The 14,399-nt window shown below is 71.2% G+C and carries 15 protein-coding genes; 6 read left to right on the top strand and 9 right to left on the bottom strand.

Annotation, left to right across the window (positions count from 1 at the left end; genetic code table 11):
- Positions 1–18 precede the first annotated feature (18 nt).
- Positions 19–378 carry a VOC family protein gene (locus QF027_RS19780; RefSeq protein WP_306980381.1) on the bottom strand — a complete coding sequence of 120 codons (360 nt, stop codon included), beginning with the start codon at positions 376–378 and terminating at the stop codon, positions 19–21.
- Positions 379–494: 116 nt separating this feature from the next.
- Here QF027_RS19780 and QF027_RS19775 point away from each other — a divergent pair, with 116 nt between their 5' ends.
- Entirely contained in the window at positions 495–1,004 is a 510-nt protein-coding gene (locus tag QF027_RS19775) for a CGNR zinc finger domain-containing protein (protein WP_307075972.1), read from the top strand.
- 36 nt (positions 1,005–1,040) lie between these two features.
- Here QF027_RS19775 and QF027_RS19770 read toward each other — a convergent pair whose 3' ends face one another.
- From QF027_RS19770 to QF027_RS19750, 5 genes are all read right to left on the bottom strand, one after another.
- Positions 1,041–1,730 (bottom strand): cupredoxin domain-containing protein, encoded by a 690-nt coding sequence (locus tag QF027_RS19770; RefSeq protein WP_307075970.1) that lies wholly within the window; start codon positions 1,728–1,730, stop codon positions 1,041–1,043.
- Positions 1,727–2,185 (bottom strand): hypothetical protein, encoded by a 459-nt coding sequence (locus QF027_RS19765; RefSeq protein WP_306980387.1) that lies wholly within the window; start codon positions 2,183–2,185, stop codon positions 1,727–1,729. The genes QF027_RS19770 and QF027_RS19765 overlap by 4 nt, the downstream gene beginning before the upstream one ends.
- 119 nt (positions 2,186–2,304) lie before the next feature.
- Complete coding sequence (locus QF027_RS19760) at positions 2,305–3,330, bottom strand: cupredoxin domain-containing protein (protein WP_307075969.1); 1,026 nt, start codon at positions 3,328–3,330, stop codon at positions 2,305–2,307.
- 42 nt (positions 3,331–3,372) lie between these two features.
- A complete protein-coding gene (locus QF027_RS19755) occupies positions 3,373–4,692 on the bottom strand; it encodes a copper resistance CopC/CopD family protein (RefSeq protein WP_307075967.1) in 1,320 nt (439 codons plus the stop codon).
- Entirely contained in the window at positions 4,689–5,336 is a 648-nt protein-coding gene (locus tag QF027_RS19750; protein WP_307075965.1) for a hypothetical protein, read from the bottom strand. Before QF027_RS19750 ends, QF027_RS19755 begins: the two co-directional genes overlap by 4 nt.
- Positions 5,337–5,953: 617 nt before the next feature.
- On the opposite strand from QF027_RS19750, the gene QF027_RS19745 reads away from it, so the two are divergent.
- On the top strand, positions 5,954–6,325 hold the full coding sequence (locus tag QF027_RS19745; protein ID WP_307075963.1) for a nitrilase-related carbon-nitrogen hydrolase: 372 nt from the start codon (positions 5,954–5,956) through the stop codon (positions 6,323–6,325).
- Positions 6,326–6,577: 252 nt separating this feature from the next.
- Here the strand turns inward: QF027_RS19745 and QF027_RS19740 are convergent, their stop codons facing one another.
- The gene (locus QF027_RS19740; protein WP_307075961.1) at positions 6,578–7,921 is read right to left on the bottom strand and encodes a UDP-glucose dehydrogenase family protein; all 1,344 of its coding nucleotides are present in this window, start codon (positions 7,919–7,921) and stop codon (positions 6,578–6,580) included.
- A 178-nt stretch (positions 7,922–8,099) separates the two neighbouring features.
- Between QF027_RS19740 and QF027_RS19735 the strand changes: the two genes are divergently transcribed.
- The 3 genes from QF027_RS19735 to QF027_RS19725 all read left to right on the top strand — a co-directional run bounded on the left by QF027_RS19735 (position 8,100) and on the right by QF027_RS19725 (position 10,776).
- Positions 8,100–9,257: an acyl-CoA dehydrogenase gene (locus tag QF027_RS19735; protein WP_307075960.1), complete on the top strand. Its 1,158-nt coding sequence runs from the start codon at positions 8,100–8,102 to the stop codon at positions 9,255–9,257.
- Positions 9,258–9,435: 178 nt separating this feature from the next.
- Complete coding sequence (locus tag QF027_RS19730) at positions 9,436–9,798, top strand: four-helix bundle copper-binding protein (RefSeq protein ID WP_306980399.1); 363 nt, start codon at positions 9,436–9,438, stop codon at positions 9,796–9,798.
- A gap of 204 nt (positions 9,799–10,002) precedes the next feature.
- On the top strand, positions 10,003–10,776 hold the full coding sequence (locus tag QF027_RS19725) for a class I SAM-dependent methyltransferase (protein WP_306986662.1): 774 nt from the start codon (positions 10,003–10,005) through the stop codon (positions 10,774–10,776).
- A 12-nt stretch (positions 10,777–10,788) separates the two neighbouring features.
- Here the strand turns inward: QF027_RS19725 and QF027_RS19720 are convergent, their stop codons facing one another.
- A complete protein-coding gene (locus QF027_RS19720) occupies positions 10,789–12,105 on the bottom strand; it encodes an LCP family protein (RefSeq protein ID WP_306980401.1) in 1,317 nt (438 codons plus the stop codon).
- A 119-nt stretch (positions 12,106–12,224) separates the two neighbouring features.
- Here QF027_RS19720 and QF027_RS19715 point away from each other — a divergent pair, with 119 nt between their 5' ends.
- Positions 12,225–12,782 (top strand): acyl-CoA thioesterase, encoded by a 558-nt coding sequence (locus QF027_RS19715; RefSeq protein WP_306980404.1) that lies wholly within the window; start codon positions 12,225–12,227, stop codon positions 12,780–12,782.
- A gap of 34 nt (positions 12,783–12,816) precedes the next feature.
- On the opposite strand, the gene QF027_RS19710 is transcribed toward QF027_RS19715, so the two are convergent.
- Positions 12,817–14,277 carry an LCP family protein gene (locus QF027_RS19710; protein WP_307075958.1) on the bottom strand — a complete coding sequence of 487 codons (1,461 nt, stop codon included), beginning with the start codon at positions 14,275–14,277 and terminating at the stop codon, positions 12,817–12,819.
- Between the last annotated feature and the right edge of the window lie 122 nt (positions 14,278–14,399).

Here is a 14,399-nt window from a genome sequence, read left to right as displayed (position 1 = left end):
CCTGGTTCGACCGGCGGTTCAGCAGGCGCAGAGACAGAACGGGTGCCCCGCCGGGTCCGCGTACACACGGAAGGTGCGGGAGCGGTCCTCGGCGTCCAACGGCTTCGCCCCGAGCGCCAGCACCTCCTTCTCGGCCGCGTCCAGGTCCTCGACGGTCAGGTCCAGATGGAACTGCTGCGAGGCGTCGGGGGCGGGCCACTTCGGCGGTACGAAACCGGGGGCGGCCTGGAAGGCCAGCGACGGTCCGCCGGGGGTCCTGAGGTCCACCCAGTCGCCCTCGCCCTCGACGTTGCCGCCGAGGACACCGGCGTAGAAACCGGCGAGCGCGCGGGGATCGGGACAGTCCAGTACGACGACTCCGAGTTCGGCGATGGCCATGGCTTCCTCCTTGAAGCGCTGTTACCTGTAGAGCGGGGTAACCAGTAACCGTTACTGCATGCTCCCGTATTGGGGGTAACCTCGCAAGGGGTCCACTAGCTAGGTAGCGTGCAGCCATGAGTGAGCGATCACCCGCGCCCGGGGGGCTGGACCTGGTCCAGGCCCTGGTCAACACGGTGGATCTGGAGTCGGGTGCCGATTCGCTGGACACGGACGAGGGGCGGGCGCGCTTCGGGATCGCCGAGGGCGAGGTCGCGGAGGCGCGCGAGCTGCGGGAGTCGCTGCGGGTCGCTCTGCTGGCCCACGCGGGGCATCCGCCCCATCGCGCGGTGACACCGCTGGGCGAGTTGCTGGCGGCGGCGCCCCTGGTCCTGATGGTGGCCGCGTCGGACGGCTCGGCCGCCCTCGCCCCCGCCGACCCCCGCCCGCTCCTCTCCCGTGTCGCCGCCGCCGTCGCGGAGTCCCTGATCGGCGGCACCTGGATGCGGCTGAAGGCCTGCGAGGCGGCGGACTGCCATTGGGCGTACTACGACCGCAGTCCGGCGGGCCGGGGGCGCTGGTGCTCCATGCAGGTGTGCGGCGCACGGGCGAAGATGCGGAGGTACCGGGGGAAGGGGGCGTCCTAGGAGGTGCGGGTGCGGCCACGACGGCGCCGCACCCGCCTACGCGCCCTCCTCACTTCCACGCGGAGCGGTCGCGGCCGCCCGTGACCCCACCAGAAGCAGGCACAGCACCGCGACCCCTGCGACCAGGCCCGCCAGGATCAGCAGCGGATCCAGCGGCCGGGCCGTGGACGCGGCGGTCTGGGTGGCGGCCGGCTGTGCCGCCTGTGGGGCCTGCGGCGACGGCGCTGTCTGCGGTACGGCCGCCTGGGACTGCGTGGGTGAGGGCGACGAGCCGGCACGGGTCGCCGAGGGGCTGCGGCTCGTCGTCATGCCCGGCATCGTCGAGTGCTGTTGCCGGCTCGTGGACGGCTGGGTGTGCTCGTGCTGCGTCGGGGTCGGCGCCGGAGCCGCCGCCCGGACCGTGATGCCCGCCGTCATGTCCGGGTGGACCGTGCAGACGTAGCCGTAGGCACCGGCCGTGGTGAACGTGAAGCTCCAGCTCTCGCCCTTGTTCAGCATGGGGGAGTGGATCGCGAGCGGACCGGAGGTGGTCTTCACGTCGTGCGGTGCCGTGTCGTAGTTGGTCCAGGTGACCGTGGACCCGGCCGGCACGGAGAGGGAGGCGGGAGCGAACGCGTAGCCCTTCATCGCCACCTGGAACGTCGCCGCCGACGCCTCGTGACCGTACGGCAGCATCCCCACGACGAGCAGCGCGAGCACCGCCGCGGCCCGCATCATCCCCCTCATGCGAACTCCGCCGCGACGAGCAGCCTGAGGCGCGTGGCCGGAATCCGCCATGGCAGCCGGAATCCGGTGGCCCGGCGCAGCAGCCGGTACGGCAGCTTGGCCGCGCCCACGACGAGCAGCCGGTCCTCGGCCCGCTCGACCACCCGCAGCCGCAGCAGGACGGGGAAGGCGACGCCGTTCAGGGCAAGGTCGCCGGTGAGCTGGAGCCGGTCGCCGGGTACGGCGTCGACCCGCTCGGAGGTGAGGACGGCCCGCAGTTCACGGTCGTCGAACTCGAATCGGAACGACGGCTGCTCGGCGTCCTGGGACGTCTCCATGGACGCCCCGGCGAGCGGCACCCGCCGTCGCCGTAGCGGCAACGGCCCGTACCAGGCGGTGAGTTCGGCGAGGGAGCGGCCGGGGGCCACGGTGTGGCGCTGGGGCGGAGGAACGGTGGGCAGGGTGACGGTTGTCATCCCGAACTCCTTGGAAAGCGGTTCCCGAAATGTGGCGGGGGTGTGGAGAATGGGTCATGGACGCCGCTCCGGCCGGCTGAGCCCCGGCCGGAGCGGCGTCCACCCTTGCGCGGGACGCGTCAGCAGCTGGCGGTGAGGAAGTCCGTGGTGGGCTTGAGCATGTGCCCGGCCCAGACGGTGTGCATCTTCACGTAGCTGTCGACGTCGAGCAGGTCGGTGACCTGCTGTCCGAGCGATTCCTCCAGGTGTGCCGAGTAGATGTGCTGGAGCAGCACGGTGAGGGTGTCGTCGGCCACCGAACCACCGTCACTGACGGCCGGCTTGAGGATGGACTCGATCCACACCGTGTGCATCTTGAGGTACGAGTCGAGCGCCAGCGCGTCCTGTACCTGCTGGCCCGGCGACTCCGACAGGTGCGCAGCGTAGAGGTGCTGGAGGATCGGCAGCAGTTCGTTGTTGATGCTGGCGCACTGCTCGCCGGAGCCCGAGCCACCACCGGAGGTCGGCGTGGCCGTCGGGGTCGCGGTGGGCGTGCCGGCGGGCGGCGTCGAGGTGGGGGTGGCCGTCGGAGTGGCCGTGGGCGTGCCGGTCGGCGTCGCGGTCGGGGTGGGCGTGGGCGCCGTACCGCCACCGCCACCGCCACCGGACGCGGCGACGACCTTCACGGACGACACCATGTCCGGGTGCACCGCGCAGTAGTACTCGTACGTCCCCACCTTGGTGAAGGTGTACGACCACGACTGGCCCTGCTTCAGGGTCCCCGAGTCGAAGGCCACCGGGGCCTTGGTCGTGGTCACCGTGTGCGGTGCGCTGTCGTGGTTGGTCCACTGGACGGTCTGGCCGGCCTCGACGACGAGCTGCTTACCGTCGCCGAACTTGTAGCTCATGATGTCGACCTGGTAGTCCGGCTTTGCGGCCGCGGCGGGCTGGACCTCGGCAGCGGCGGCAGCGGGCGCCTGAGCCGCGCCCGCGGTCTGCTGCGAGGAACTTGTGGAACCCGATGCCGCGTTCAGCAGTCCGAGGCTGAGCACGGCCGCGAGCGCCGCACCGAGCCCCACGAACAGCAGGGACCGGCCCCCGGACTTACCGGCCTTGGCCGTCGGCGGCTTGAGCCGCCGCTCACCGGTCTCATCGCTTCTATTCACTTCAACTCCTATTGTTTCCCAGGGAGTTGTTTCCCATGGAGTTCAGCGGCCAGGATCGGCCGTGACCAGCAGACTCGTCACGGCGAGGACGACGAGGACCAGCCCCGTCTCGACCGCGACCGAGTAACCGAAGGGCCGCACGGTGGCGGCGTCGCCGCGCAGCAGCACGGCGAGATCGAGGCGGGTGCGCACCCACTGGCGGCTCGCGTACGCGGCCACCAGGACGCCCCCGAGGACGGCTGTCTTGACGAGCAGCAGATGCCCGTACGAGGTGTGCAGCAGGGCGCCGTACGACCCCACCACCTGCCAGGCGAGCACCAGCCCGGCGCCGACGATGCCCGTGACGCTCACGGCCGCGAGCTTCGAGTAGCCCGGCACGACCCGCGCCAGCTCCCCGGCCTGGCGGCGCGGCAGTACGGCCAGCGCGAGCATGGCGAGCCCGCCGATCCACAGCGCGGCTCCGAGCAGGTGCACGAAGTCGGCGACGGCGCCCCAAGTGGGCTCGGTGCCCTCGGAGTTGTGGCCCGTCATGCCGGTCGTGCGCAGCAGACCGAAGGTCACCGCGAGGGCACCCACCCGCCAGCCCGCCGAGCGGGAGGTGGCCGCGCCGCCCTGGAGCAGGGCGCTGAGCACCACGGCCGCGAGCACCCACATCAGCCCCCGTGCGGCGAGCACGATGCCGGGTTCGGTGGCCAGGACGTCCGCGTAGGTCGCCGGGCGCAGCGCGTCCCGCAGCCCGCCGAAGGAGGTGTAGGCGCCCTGGAGCCCGACGGCCGCCACGGTCGCCAGCAGCCCGCCCGTCCAGGCGAGCCCCAGCAGCGCCCGGGCGCGCGGTTCGTGGGTGCCGCCCGGCCACAGCAGCGCGACGAACGCGAGCCCGCCGACGAACAGGGCCAGCGCGAGGTATCCGGTCCAGCGGACGGCGACGAGGCCCTTGCGCACCGAGGGGGACGGTGCGGGAGCGGCAGCCGGGGCCTCGTCGCCGTCGGTCTTGGTGGCGGCCGTGCCGGCGGTGAAGGCGATCCGGCCGGAGGAGGCGTGCCCGTCCGCCTCGTCCACGACGGACCAGACGACGGCGAACCTCCCGTCCGCCGGGCTGTTGAGAGCGACCCGCACGACATTCTTCTTCGCCGTAGCCGACACCGGCAGCCGGTCGCCGTCCACCGTCAGCACCCGTACGTCGGCCAGGTCGACGGCCTCGTCGAAGGTGAGGGTGAGCCGGTCGGGGGCCTTCGCCAGGTCGGCCCCGTCCTTGGGGGAGGAGCTCACCAACCCGGTGTGGGCGGAGGCGGGTTGGACCGCGCCGAGCAGGGCGCAGAGCAGGGCGGCGAGGAGGAGAAGGGCCCGGCGCGGAGTCGTCACGGGGTCGCCTCCGGCTGCGGGGAGGCGGAGGCGGGGGCGAGCATGCCGCCGAGGAGGCCGGCGGCGGGGGCGAGCCCGACGCAGGGGGAGGCGGTCGGCGACGGGGAGGGGGTCGCCGCCGGGCTGTTCAGGAGGCCGAGGACGGAGTCGGTGACCCCGACGAGCAGCGGCTGTACGAGCTTGACCTCGCCGTCCGTGCAGGTGTCCGTGTCCGAGGGGGAGGGCGTGGGGGTGGAGGGCGTGGGCGTGGGGGAGCCGGTGCCCGGGACCGGCGTGGTCCCGTGGCCGGCGTGCCCGCCGCCCTGACCGCCACCGGAGCCGATGGGGACGGTACCGGTCACCGCGCCCCCGCCGCCGGTGCCGTACCCGCCGCCGTATCCGAGGCCCCCGCCGACTCCGCCGACTCCGCCGTAGGACGGCAACTCCCCGGGGCCCACCGGGGCTTGACCGGCCCCCGGGGTGGTCGTCGCCGGTGCCGCGGGCGGGGTGACCGGGGGAGCGGCCTCGGCCGCGCCGGAGGCGGGGGCGCCGATGCCCGACGCGTAGCCCAGCACGATCACCACGGTGCCGACGAGCGCCCCGGCGACCAGTTCGTCGCGGTGGTCTCGCGGAGGAACACCCGTCGCCCTGCGGAACAAGGGCATGACTCACTCCTGACATGCTCAGCTCAATCTGACCGGAGAACGCGGCCGATGACGAACAGTGGAGTGGAGGGCGGATTCCGCATCACTACGCACCGGTTAACCGATGGTTGCCTACCTCTCCATTACGGGGGTGTGGTCTGTGAGAACGGTCGATTCCGCACTGTGCTCGAATGCAAATCGAACTCGTGTTGAGGATTCCGGGGAGGGTGGGCATATGCCAACACGGAAGGTCCCGACGGGAATTTCAGAGCAAGCAGACCGATGACGGCCGCGGCTTGCTCCGGCTGCTCCTCCAGCCGGCTTCCCAGGTGTTTGCGCACGGCTTCCTCGGCCTGGGAGGGGCCGGCTGTTTGCGAGACTCCGGATCCGCTCCTGACGGGAGCCGCACCGCTGCCGGCCCACCTCCACCACCCCAGCCGTTTCGAATCCTCTCGCTCGAAGCGGATGACCTCCGGACGGAGGTGACCAATGAGCGGCGCCCCTGAGGGCGTTGATTCACTATCGTGCCCTGATGCGCGGGACGTTACGGCTCGCGGTCGCTCAGAGCACGGTCACGGAAGATCCCACCGACCCCGGGAACCTGCGGGCGAGCGGCGCGGAGATCCGCGGGCTGATGCGTGACGCGCGGGCCGCCGGAGCGAGGCTCGTGCAGTTCCCGGAAGGGGCGACACCTGCCCCGGCAAGCACGTGATGTCGTCCGGCCCCCGGGGACGCTCGCCGCCGCGGACTGGGGCCGGGTCGACTGGGACGTCGTACGTGCCGAGGCGCGGGCCGTCGCCGACCTGGCGGGAGAACTGGGTCTGTGGGTGGCCTTCGGAGCACCGCACCCGTTGACCCCGCCGCACCGCCCGCACAACAGTCTGTACGTCGTCTCGGACACCGGGAAACTCGTCGGCCGCTACGACAAGCGCTACCTGTCGCACACCGAGGTCTCGTACCTGTACACCCCCGGCACGGCCCCCCTCGTCTTCGAGGTCCGTAGACGCTGACACCGCCGGGGTCGAGACGGTCGGCCGCACCGGTGTCCCGGCGCCGGCGGTGTCGAGGTGGTCGGCCGGGCGGCGGTTCGGGTGCTGTCCGTGTCGGGTGGTCGGCGGCGTTGGGGTTCGGGTGCTGTCCGTCTCCGGTGGTCGGCCGAGTCGGGGTTTCGGTGCTGCCGTGTCCGGTGGCCGGCCGCGTCGGGGTTTCGGTGCTGTCCGTGTCAGGCGGCCCCCGTACCGGGTTCCTGGGGCCACCCACGATCAGGCCGTAGGCCGCCCCATCGCCCGGTAAGTCCACCCGGCCTTCCGCCACAGCACCGGGTCCAGCGCGTTGCGGCCGTCCAGGACGACCTTTGCCGCCGCCACCTCGCCGAGGGCCGCCGGGTCCAGTTCGCGGAACTCCCGCCACTCCGTGAGGTGGAGTACGACGTCGGCGCCCCGGACCGCGTCCACGGCGGTGTCGGCGTACGCGAGCGTCGGGAAGAGGCGGCGGGCGTTGTCCATGCCCTTCGGGTCGTAGACCGTGACCTGGCCGCCCTGGAGGTGGATCTGCCCGGCGACGTTCAGCGCGGGCGAGTCCCGGACGTCGTCCGAGTCGGGCTTGAACGTGGCGCCGAGCACCGCGACCCGCTTGCCGAGGAACGGCCCGCCGCCCAGTATCTGCCGGGCCAGTTCCACCATCTGGCCGCGCTGGCGCATGTTGATCGAGTCGATCTCGCGCAGGAAGGTCAGCGCCTGGTCGGCGCCGAGTTCACCCGCACGGGCCATGAAGGCCCGGATGTCCTTCGGCAGACAGCCGCCGCCGAAGCCGATCCCGGCCCGCAGGAACTTCTTCCCGATCCGGTCGTCGTAGCCGATGGCCTCCGCCAGCTTCGCCACATCACCGTCCGCGGCCTCGCACACCTCCGCCATCGCGTTGATGAACGAGATCTTGGTCGCCAGGAAGGAGTTCGCGGACGTCTTCACCAGCTCGGCGGTCGGGAAGTCGGTGACCACGAACGGCGTGCCCTCGCCGAGCGGGGTCGCGTACACCTTGCGCAGCAGCTTCTCCGCGCGCTCGCTGCGCACACCGACGACGATCCGGTCGGGGTGCAGCGTGTCGTCCACCGCGAAGCCCTCGCGCAGGAACTCCGGGTTCCAGGCCAACTCGGCGTCGGTGCCCGCGGGGGAGTGGTCGGCCAGGTAGCGGGCGAGCCGGTCGGCGGAACCGACAGGCACCGTCGACTTGCCGACGACGAGGGCCGGGCGGGTCAGGTGCGGGGCGAGGGAGGCGATCGCGGAGTCGACGTACGACATGTCGCAGGCGTACTCGCCGTGCTTCTGCGGGGTCGTCACGCAGACGAAGTGGACATCGCCGAAGGCGGCGACCTCGGCCCAGTCCATGGTGAAGCGGAGGCGCCCGGTCGAACCCTCGATCCCGGCGACGTGCTTGCGCAGCAGTTCGTCGAGGCCGGGCTCGTACATCGGGGCCTCGCCCCGCTCCAGCTTCTCGATCTTCTCGGGCACCACGTCGAGCCCCAGCACCTCGAAACCGAGCTCGGCCAAGGCCGCGGCGTGGGTGGCGCCGAGGTAGCCGGTGCCGATCACGGTGATCTTGAGGGCCATGGAGACTCCAGACAGGGGGACGGGCCAGTGCGCGCCCGAGCATAGTCGGAGGGCCTGACGGGCAGTTTTCCCGCTGTCGCCAAGCTCACGTATCACTCCTGTGGGCCGGGCCCTAAAATTTGAGTTACTTAACGGTAATTAGCACAGGCATTGCAGCGTCCTTGGAGCGTGAGAGACCTTGGCCGGATCGGCTGACTTCGACCTGTACCGCCCGTCCGAGGAGCACGACATGCTCCGGGACGCCATCCGCTCGTTGGCGGAGGCGAAGATCGCGCCCCACGCCGCCGCGGTCGACGAGGAGGCCCGCTTCCCGCGCGAGGCGCTGGAGGCGCTGGTCGCCAACGACCTGCACGCCGTGCACGTCCCCGAGGAGTACGGCGGCGCGGGCGCCGACGCGCTGGCCACGGTCATCGTGATCGAGGAGGTGGCGCGCGCCTGCGTGTCCTCCTCGCTCATCCCCGCCGTGAACAAGCTGGGCTCGCTCCCGGTGATCCTCTCCGGCTCCGAGGAGCTGAAGAAGAAGTACCTCGGCCCCCTCGCCAAGGGCGACGCGATGTTCTCGTACGCCCTCTCCGAGCCGGACGCCGGCTCCGACGCGGCCGGTATGAAGACCAAGGCGGTCCGCGACGGCGACCACTGGATCCTCAACGGCGTGAAGCGGTGGATCACCAACGCGGGCGAGTCCGAGTACTACACGGTCATGGCGGTCACGGACCCCTCGAAGCGTTCCAAGGGCATCTCGGCGTTCGTCGTCGAGAAGTCCGACGAGGGCGTCTCCTTCGGTGCCCCGGAGAAGAAGCTCGGCATCAAGGGCTCCCCGACCCGCGAGGTCTACCTCGACAACGTCCGCATCCCCGCCGACCGCATGATCGGCGACGAGGGCACCGGCTTCGCCACCGCGATGAAGACCCTGGACCACACCCGCATCACCATCGCGGCCCAGGCCCTCGGTGTCGCCCAGGGCGCCTTCGACTACGCCAAGGGCTACGTCCAGGAGCGCAAGCAGTTCGGCAAGGCCATCGCCGACTTCCAGGGCATCCAGTTCATGCTCGCCGACATGGCCATGAAGATCGAGGCGGCCCGCGCCCTGACGTACCAGGCGGCGGCGAAGTCCGAGCGCGGCGACAAGGACCTCACCTTCCAGGGCGCCGCCGCCAAGTGCTTCGCCTCGGACGTGGCGATGGAGGTCACCACGGACGCGGTCCAGCTGCTGGGCGGATACGGCTACACCCGGGACTACCCGGTGGAGCGCATGATGCGCGACGCGAAGATCACGCAGATATACGAAGGCACGAACCAGGTCCAGCGGATCGTCATGGCGCGCAACCTGCCGTAGCCGGTCCGACCGGCGACGACCGAGCCCCCGGATGCGTTCCGGGGGCTTTTGCCGTACTGCGGGTGGGGCATTTCGGGGTGGATTGTTCGCGTCCGCCCGATGGCGCCCCGCGAGGCGGGGGCGTAGGACAGAAGGGCACGGGACCCGCCCCGGGTTCCCGCATCCCCCAGGAGGAGCCATGACCCAGGCCGAGAGCATGTCCGCGATGAGCAAGGAGATGCAGGACTGCGTGGCGGCGTGCATGGAATGCCACAGCGTCTGCGAGGAGACCATGAGCTCCTGCATGCAGATGGGCGGCCAGGAGCAGATGCAGATCATGCGCGCGCTCATCGACTGCGCCGAGATGACCCGCATGTGCGCGGACATGATGATGCGCCGCTCGCCCCTGTCGGCGGAGATGTGCGCGATGTGCGCCACGGCGTGCGAGATGTGCGCCGAGGCGTGTATGTCCATGCCGGACGATGCCCAGATGATGCGCTGCGCGGAGGCGTGTCGTCGCTGCGCACAGACCTGTCGGGCGATGTCGGGGATGGCGATGTGACGCCTGCCGGCTGACTGGATCAAGGGCACCCGCTGGGGTGCCCTTGGTCACCGGGCGGGCAGACTGCTCAACATGACCTCGCCCGAGAACACGACACCGCTCTACACGGATGAGCGGGGACGGCCCGCGGACCGGCTCTTCCAGCCGCCGCCGCTGCCCCCGACGGCGGACGCCACGGAGGCCTTCGACGCCGCCGAGCGGGACATGTGGCAAGGCCGGACCGAGGCCTACGCCGGGAGTTTCGCGCGGCTGTGCGCCCACCCGGTGGGGGCTCTGCTCGACGCGGCCGGAGTGGGTGAGGGGACGCGGGTCCTCGACGTCGGGACCGGCACCGGTACGGCGGCCGTGGCGGCGCGGGCGCGCGGTGCCCGGGTGAGTGCCGTGGACGCCGACGCCGGGATGGTGGCGGCGGCGCGTGCCCGCGGGCTCGACGCGCGCATCGGTGTGCTGCCCGAACTCCCTTACCGTGACGGCGAGTTCGATGCCGTCGTCGGCAACTTCGTCGTCAACCACGTCGGCCGCCCCCGCGCCGCCCTCGCCGAACTCCACCGCATCCTGCGCCCAGGCGGCCGGATCGCCCTCACGACGTGGAGCGCACGGCGCGGCGCGGGACAGGACCTGCTGGGCCGGGCCTGCCAGGCGGGCGGGGCCGTACCGCCGGCCTACCTCCCGCGGCTGGATCCGGCGGAGGACTGGATCCGCACGGCGGACGGCCTCGCCGAACTGCTCGGAGGGGCCGGATTCATCGAGGCGGAGGCGGCCGAACTCACCTGGGAGCACCGGGCCGGAGTCGAGGAGTGGTGGAGCGCCGCCGCGGGCGGCGTCGCCACGATCGGACTGATCGTCACCTCGCAGGACCCGGAGACCGTCGTACGGATCCGGCGGGAGTACGAGCGTCTGAGCGCTGAACACACGGTGGCGGAAGGGCAGTTGGCCCTTCCGCACATCGCGCTGCTCGGCTCGGGACGGCGGGCGTGAGGACCCTGGCCCTCAGTTGCCCGAGACCGTGACCTTCTCGTCGTTCTTCAGCTCGTCGACCAGGGTCTTCACCTTGGCCTTGTCCCAGAGCAGGTTGCCGCCCGTGGAGCCGGAGATCGGCATGTTCATGGAGGTGCCGTCACCGCCGTTGACGCCCTTCATCGCCCAGAACATCTTGCCCAGGTCGTACAGGCCCATGTCCTTGTCGACGATCAGCGAGTCCAGGCCCGCGCCCATCGTCGGGTAGAGCTTGAACGGGTTCAGGATGGTGCTCGGGGTGGCGACCTGGTTGGCGAGCGCGTTCAGGAACTTCTGCTGGTTCTTCGTGCGGTCCAGGTCGGAGCCCGCGAGCGCGTACCGGGTGCGGACGAAGGCGAGGGCCTGGTCGCCGTTGAGGGTCTGCTTGCCAGCCGTGAAGTCGGCACCGGACTTGGTGTCCTTCATGCCGCCCTTCGGGATGTCGATCTCGACCCCGCCGACCGCGTCCACGATGTTCGCGAAGCCGGCGAAGCCGATCTCGACGTAGTGGTCGATCTTCAGACCGGTGTTGTACTCGACCGTGCGCACCAGCAGTTCGGGGCCGTCCTCGGCGTAGGCGGCGTTCAGCTTCACGTGCCGGCCCGTGCCCTTGTAGGTCTTGCCGGACTCGGAGCCCACGAAGGTCGGGATCTCCACGTCCGAGTCGCGCGGCAGCGAGATCAGCGTGTCGCCGTTGCTGCCGGTGTGCAGGATCATCATCGAGTCGGTGCGCTTGCCCGCGGCGGAACCGGTGTGCAGCTGCTTCTTCTGCTCGGAGGAGAGCCCGGCGCGGCTGTCGGAGCCGACGATCAGGTAGTTGGTGCCCTCGCCCTGCTCCGGCCGGTCGATGACCTTGGACAGGTCGACCTCGCGGTTGAGCTTGGAGTCGGCCCAGAAGTAGGTGCCGACGGTCGTCACGACCAGCCCGGTGATCACGACGATGGCGGTCCACTTGATCCGCTTGCGCCAGTTCGGCGCGGGCCGCGGACCCCGGCCGCCGCCGGGGTCGCCGGGCCCGCCCTGGTCACCGCCACCCGAGCCGCCGTAGACCTGGCCCGTGTTGTAGCCGCTGTCATAGGCGTCGTAGCCACCGCCGTGGCCCCGGCCGTCGACGTATGACGGCTGCTGGGGCACGCCGTTGCCGTACGGCGGCGCGGACGGGCCCTGACGGCCGTACGCGCCCTGCCCGGGCGCCCCCTGACCGCGGCGGACCTGCCGCATCACGCGGGCGCTCTCGGGCTGTGCGCTCGCGCTGCCGCGTCCGTACCGGTCGCGGTCGTCGCCGGACCATCCCTCGGGCCAATCGTTCATGGGCCCCAGTGTGCAGGTACGGGCTGTGCCCTATACAAGGGTCGTCGGAAAATCAGGGCAGCGCTGTTGCCAAGCTGACACAAATTCCGCGATTGTCATCACGGCATAAGGTGGAGGCCATGACAGACCAGGCCACCGTCGCGCAACCGGGTACTCCGGAGATCCCGGGCAAGCCCACCTCGGCGTCCCGCACCACGCTGAGCCACATCATGACCCAGGCCGACACCAACCTCCTCGGTACCGTGCACGGTGGCGTGATCATGAAGCTGGTGGACGACGCGGCGGGAGCGGTGGCCGGGCGGCACAGCGGCGGACCCGCGGTCACCGCCTCCATGGACGAGATGGCGTTCCTGGAACCGGTCCGGGTGGGTGACCTCGTCCATGTGAAGGCCCAGGTCAACTGGACCGGCCGCACCTCGATGGAGGTCGGTGTGCGGGTCCTCGCCGAGCGCTGGAACGAGTCCACGCCCGCCACCCAGGTCGGCTCCGCCTACCTCGTCTTCGCGGCCGTGGACGCCGACGGCAAGCCGCGCCGGGTCCCGCCGGTGCTCCCGGAGACGGAGAAGGACGAGCGCCGCTACCAGGAGGCCCAGATCCGCCGCACCCACCGCCTCGCGCGACGCCGGGCGATCATGGATCTGCGGGAGAAGCGGGCGGCGGAGGGCTTCGAGGACTGAGCCCACGTGAGAGCGGTCACGGACACGGCTGCGCCTACACGCACCCCACCTCGTCCCCCGTGACCACCCCGAACTCGCCCTGGAGCTCGTCCTCGGCCCGTACCTTGCGTACCCGCTCGAAGTCCGTGCCCGCGATCACCTTCAGCACCGCCCCCTGACCCTTCACCGCCCGCAGCTCGCTGCCGGGCAGGGCCGCCGCCAGGGAGCGGGCGGAGCGGTCCCAGCGGGGGTCGTAGGCGACGACCGTGCGCTTCAGCGTGCGGTCGGCGGAATTCACCGGGAACCCCGTCGTACGGAACCCCGTCGACGCCAGCGCCGCGTCCACGCGCTTGCCGAGTCCGCCCGCCGCCGTGCCGTTCTCGACCTGGACGCGGATCTGCTGCGGGGCCACCGGGACCAGCAGCGCCTTGTTCTTCGGCTTGAACGCGGCCAGCGGCTGGTCCTCGCGCAGGGACCTGAAGAGCCGCGACGACTTCACCGGGTCCCACTTCAAGGTCGACCCCGCGCCCTTGACGACGTATCCCATCTGCCCGATCGGCACGGTCGTGAACTCCGAGGAGGAGGGGGAGAAGTTCCGCATCGCCCGGCCCAGACCGAGCAGTTCGTCCGTGCCGAAGTCCTTGTCGGCGCGCACGGAGCCGAGAACGGCCCGAGTCACGTCGCGGAACCTCATCGGGTTCAGGAGGATGCCGGACGAGGTCGCCCGGTCGATCAGCGCCGCGAGGAAGCGTTGCTGCCGCTTCATCCGGCCGAGGTCGGAGGAGCCGTCGGCGTGCCGGGAGCGGACGTACTGCAGGGCCTGCCCGCCCATCAGCCGGTGCCGGCCGGTCGCGAGGTCGAGGCCGGTGTAGGGGTCCTTGAGCGGGTCGGCGTTGCAGATCTCGACGCCGCCGAGCACGTCCACCGTCTTCATGAAGCTGGTGAAGTCGACCTCCAGATAGTGGTCGATCTTCACGTGGGTCATGTTCTCGACGGTCCGGACCGTCAGCTGGGGCCCGCCTTCCGCGTAAGCCGCGTTGATCTTGATGGGGTGCCCGTGGTGGCGTTCCCCCATGGTCGTGTCGACGTGCGCGGGCGTCATCGCGTACGAGTCGCGCGGCAGGCTCACCACGCTCGCCCGCTCCCGGTCCTCCGAGATGTGCACGATCATGATCGTGTCGGTGCAGTGGCAGGGCGCGCCGCCCAGCCGGTACTTCTGCCGCTCGGCCTCGGTGATCTTGTCGCGGCCGTCGGTGCCGACCAGCAGCACGTTCATGCCGTCTCCGGCGCGCGGCCGGTTCTTCATGTCCTTGAAGGGGTCCACACGCGCGATGTCCGCGTCGAGGCTGGTGACGACCGCATGCCCGATCCCGGCGGAGGCGAGCACCACGACGGACAGCGTGGTCGCCGCCCGCATTCCCCAGCGGGGCCGCTTGCGTCGCACGGGCGGCCGGGAGGGCCGGCGCTGCGGGGGGCGAGGGCGGGCGGCGGAGGGGCGGGGCGGCGTGCTGGGCATGGGGGGACACCTCCGCGAGGGCAGCCGAACGAGGGATCATGAGCACCGTAGGCCCATACGATCTGCGACGACCGGCACCGCCCCGGGCGGGGCGCGGCGGTGTCCCCCGTTCGCGGTAACGT

Source organism: Streptomyces canus (genome assembly GCF_030816965.1).
GTDB classification, from domain to species: domain Bacteria; phylum Actinomycetota; class Actinomycetes; order Streptomycetales; family Streptomycetaceae; genus Streptomyces; species Streptomyces canus_E.
The sequence above is the reverse complement of the archived record's forward strand: the minus strand, read 5'-3'. Positions and strand labels throughout refer to the sequence as shown.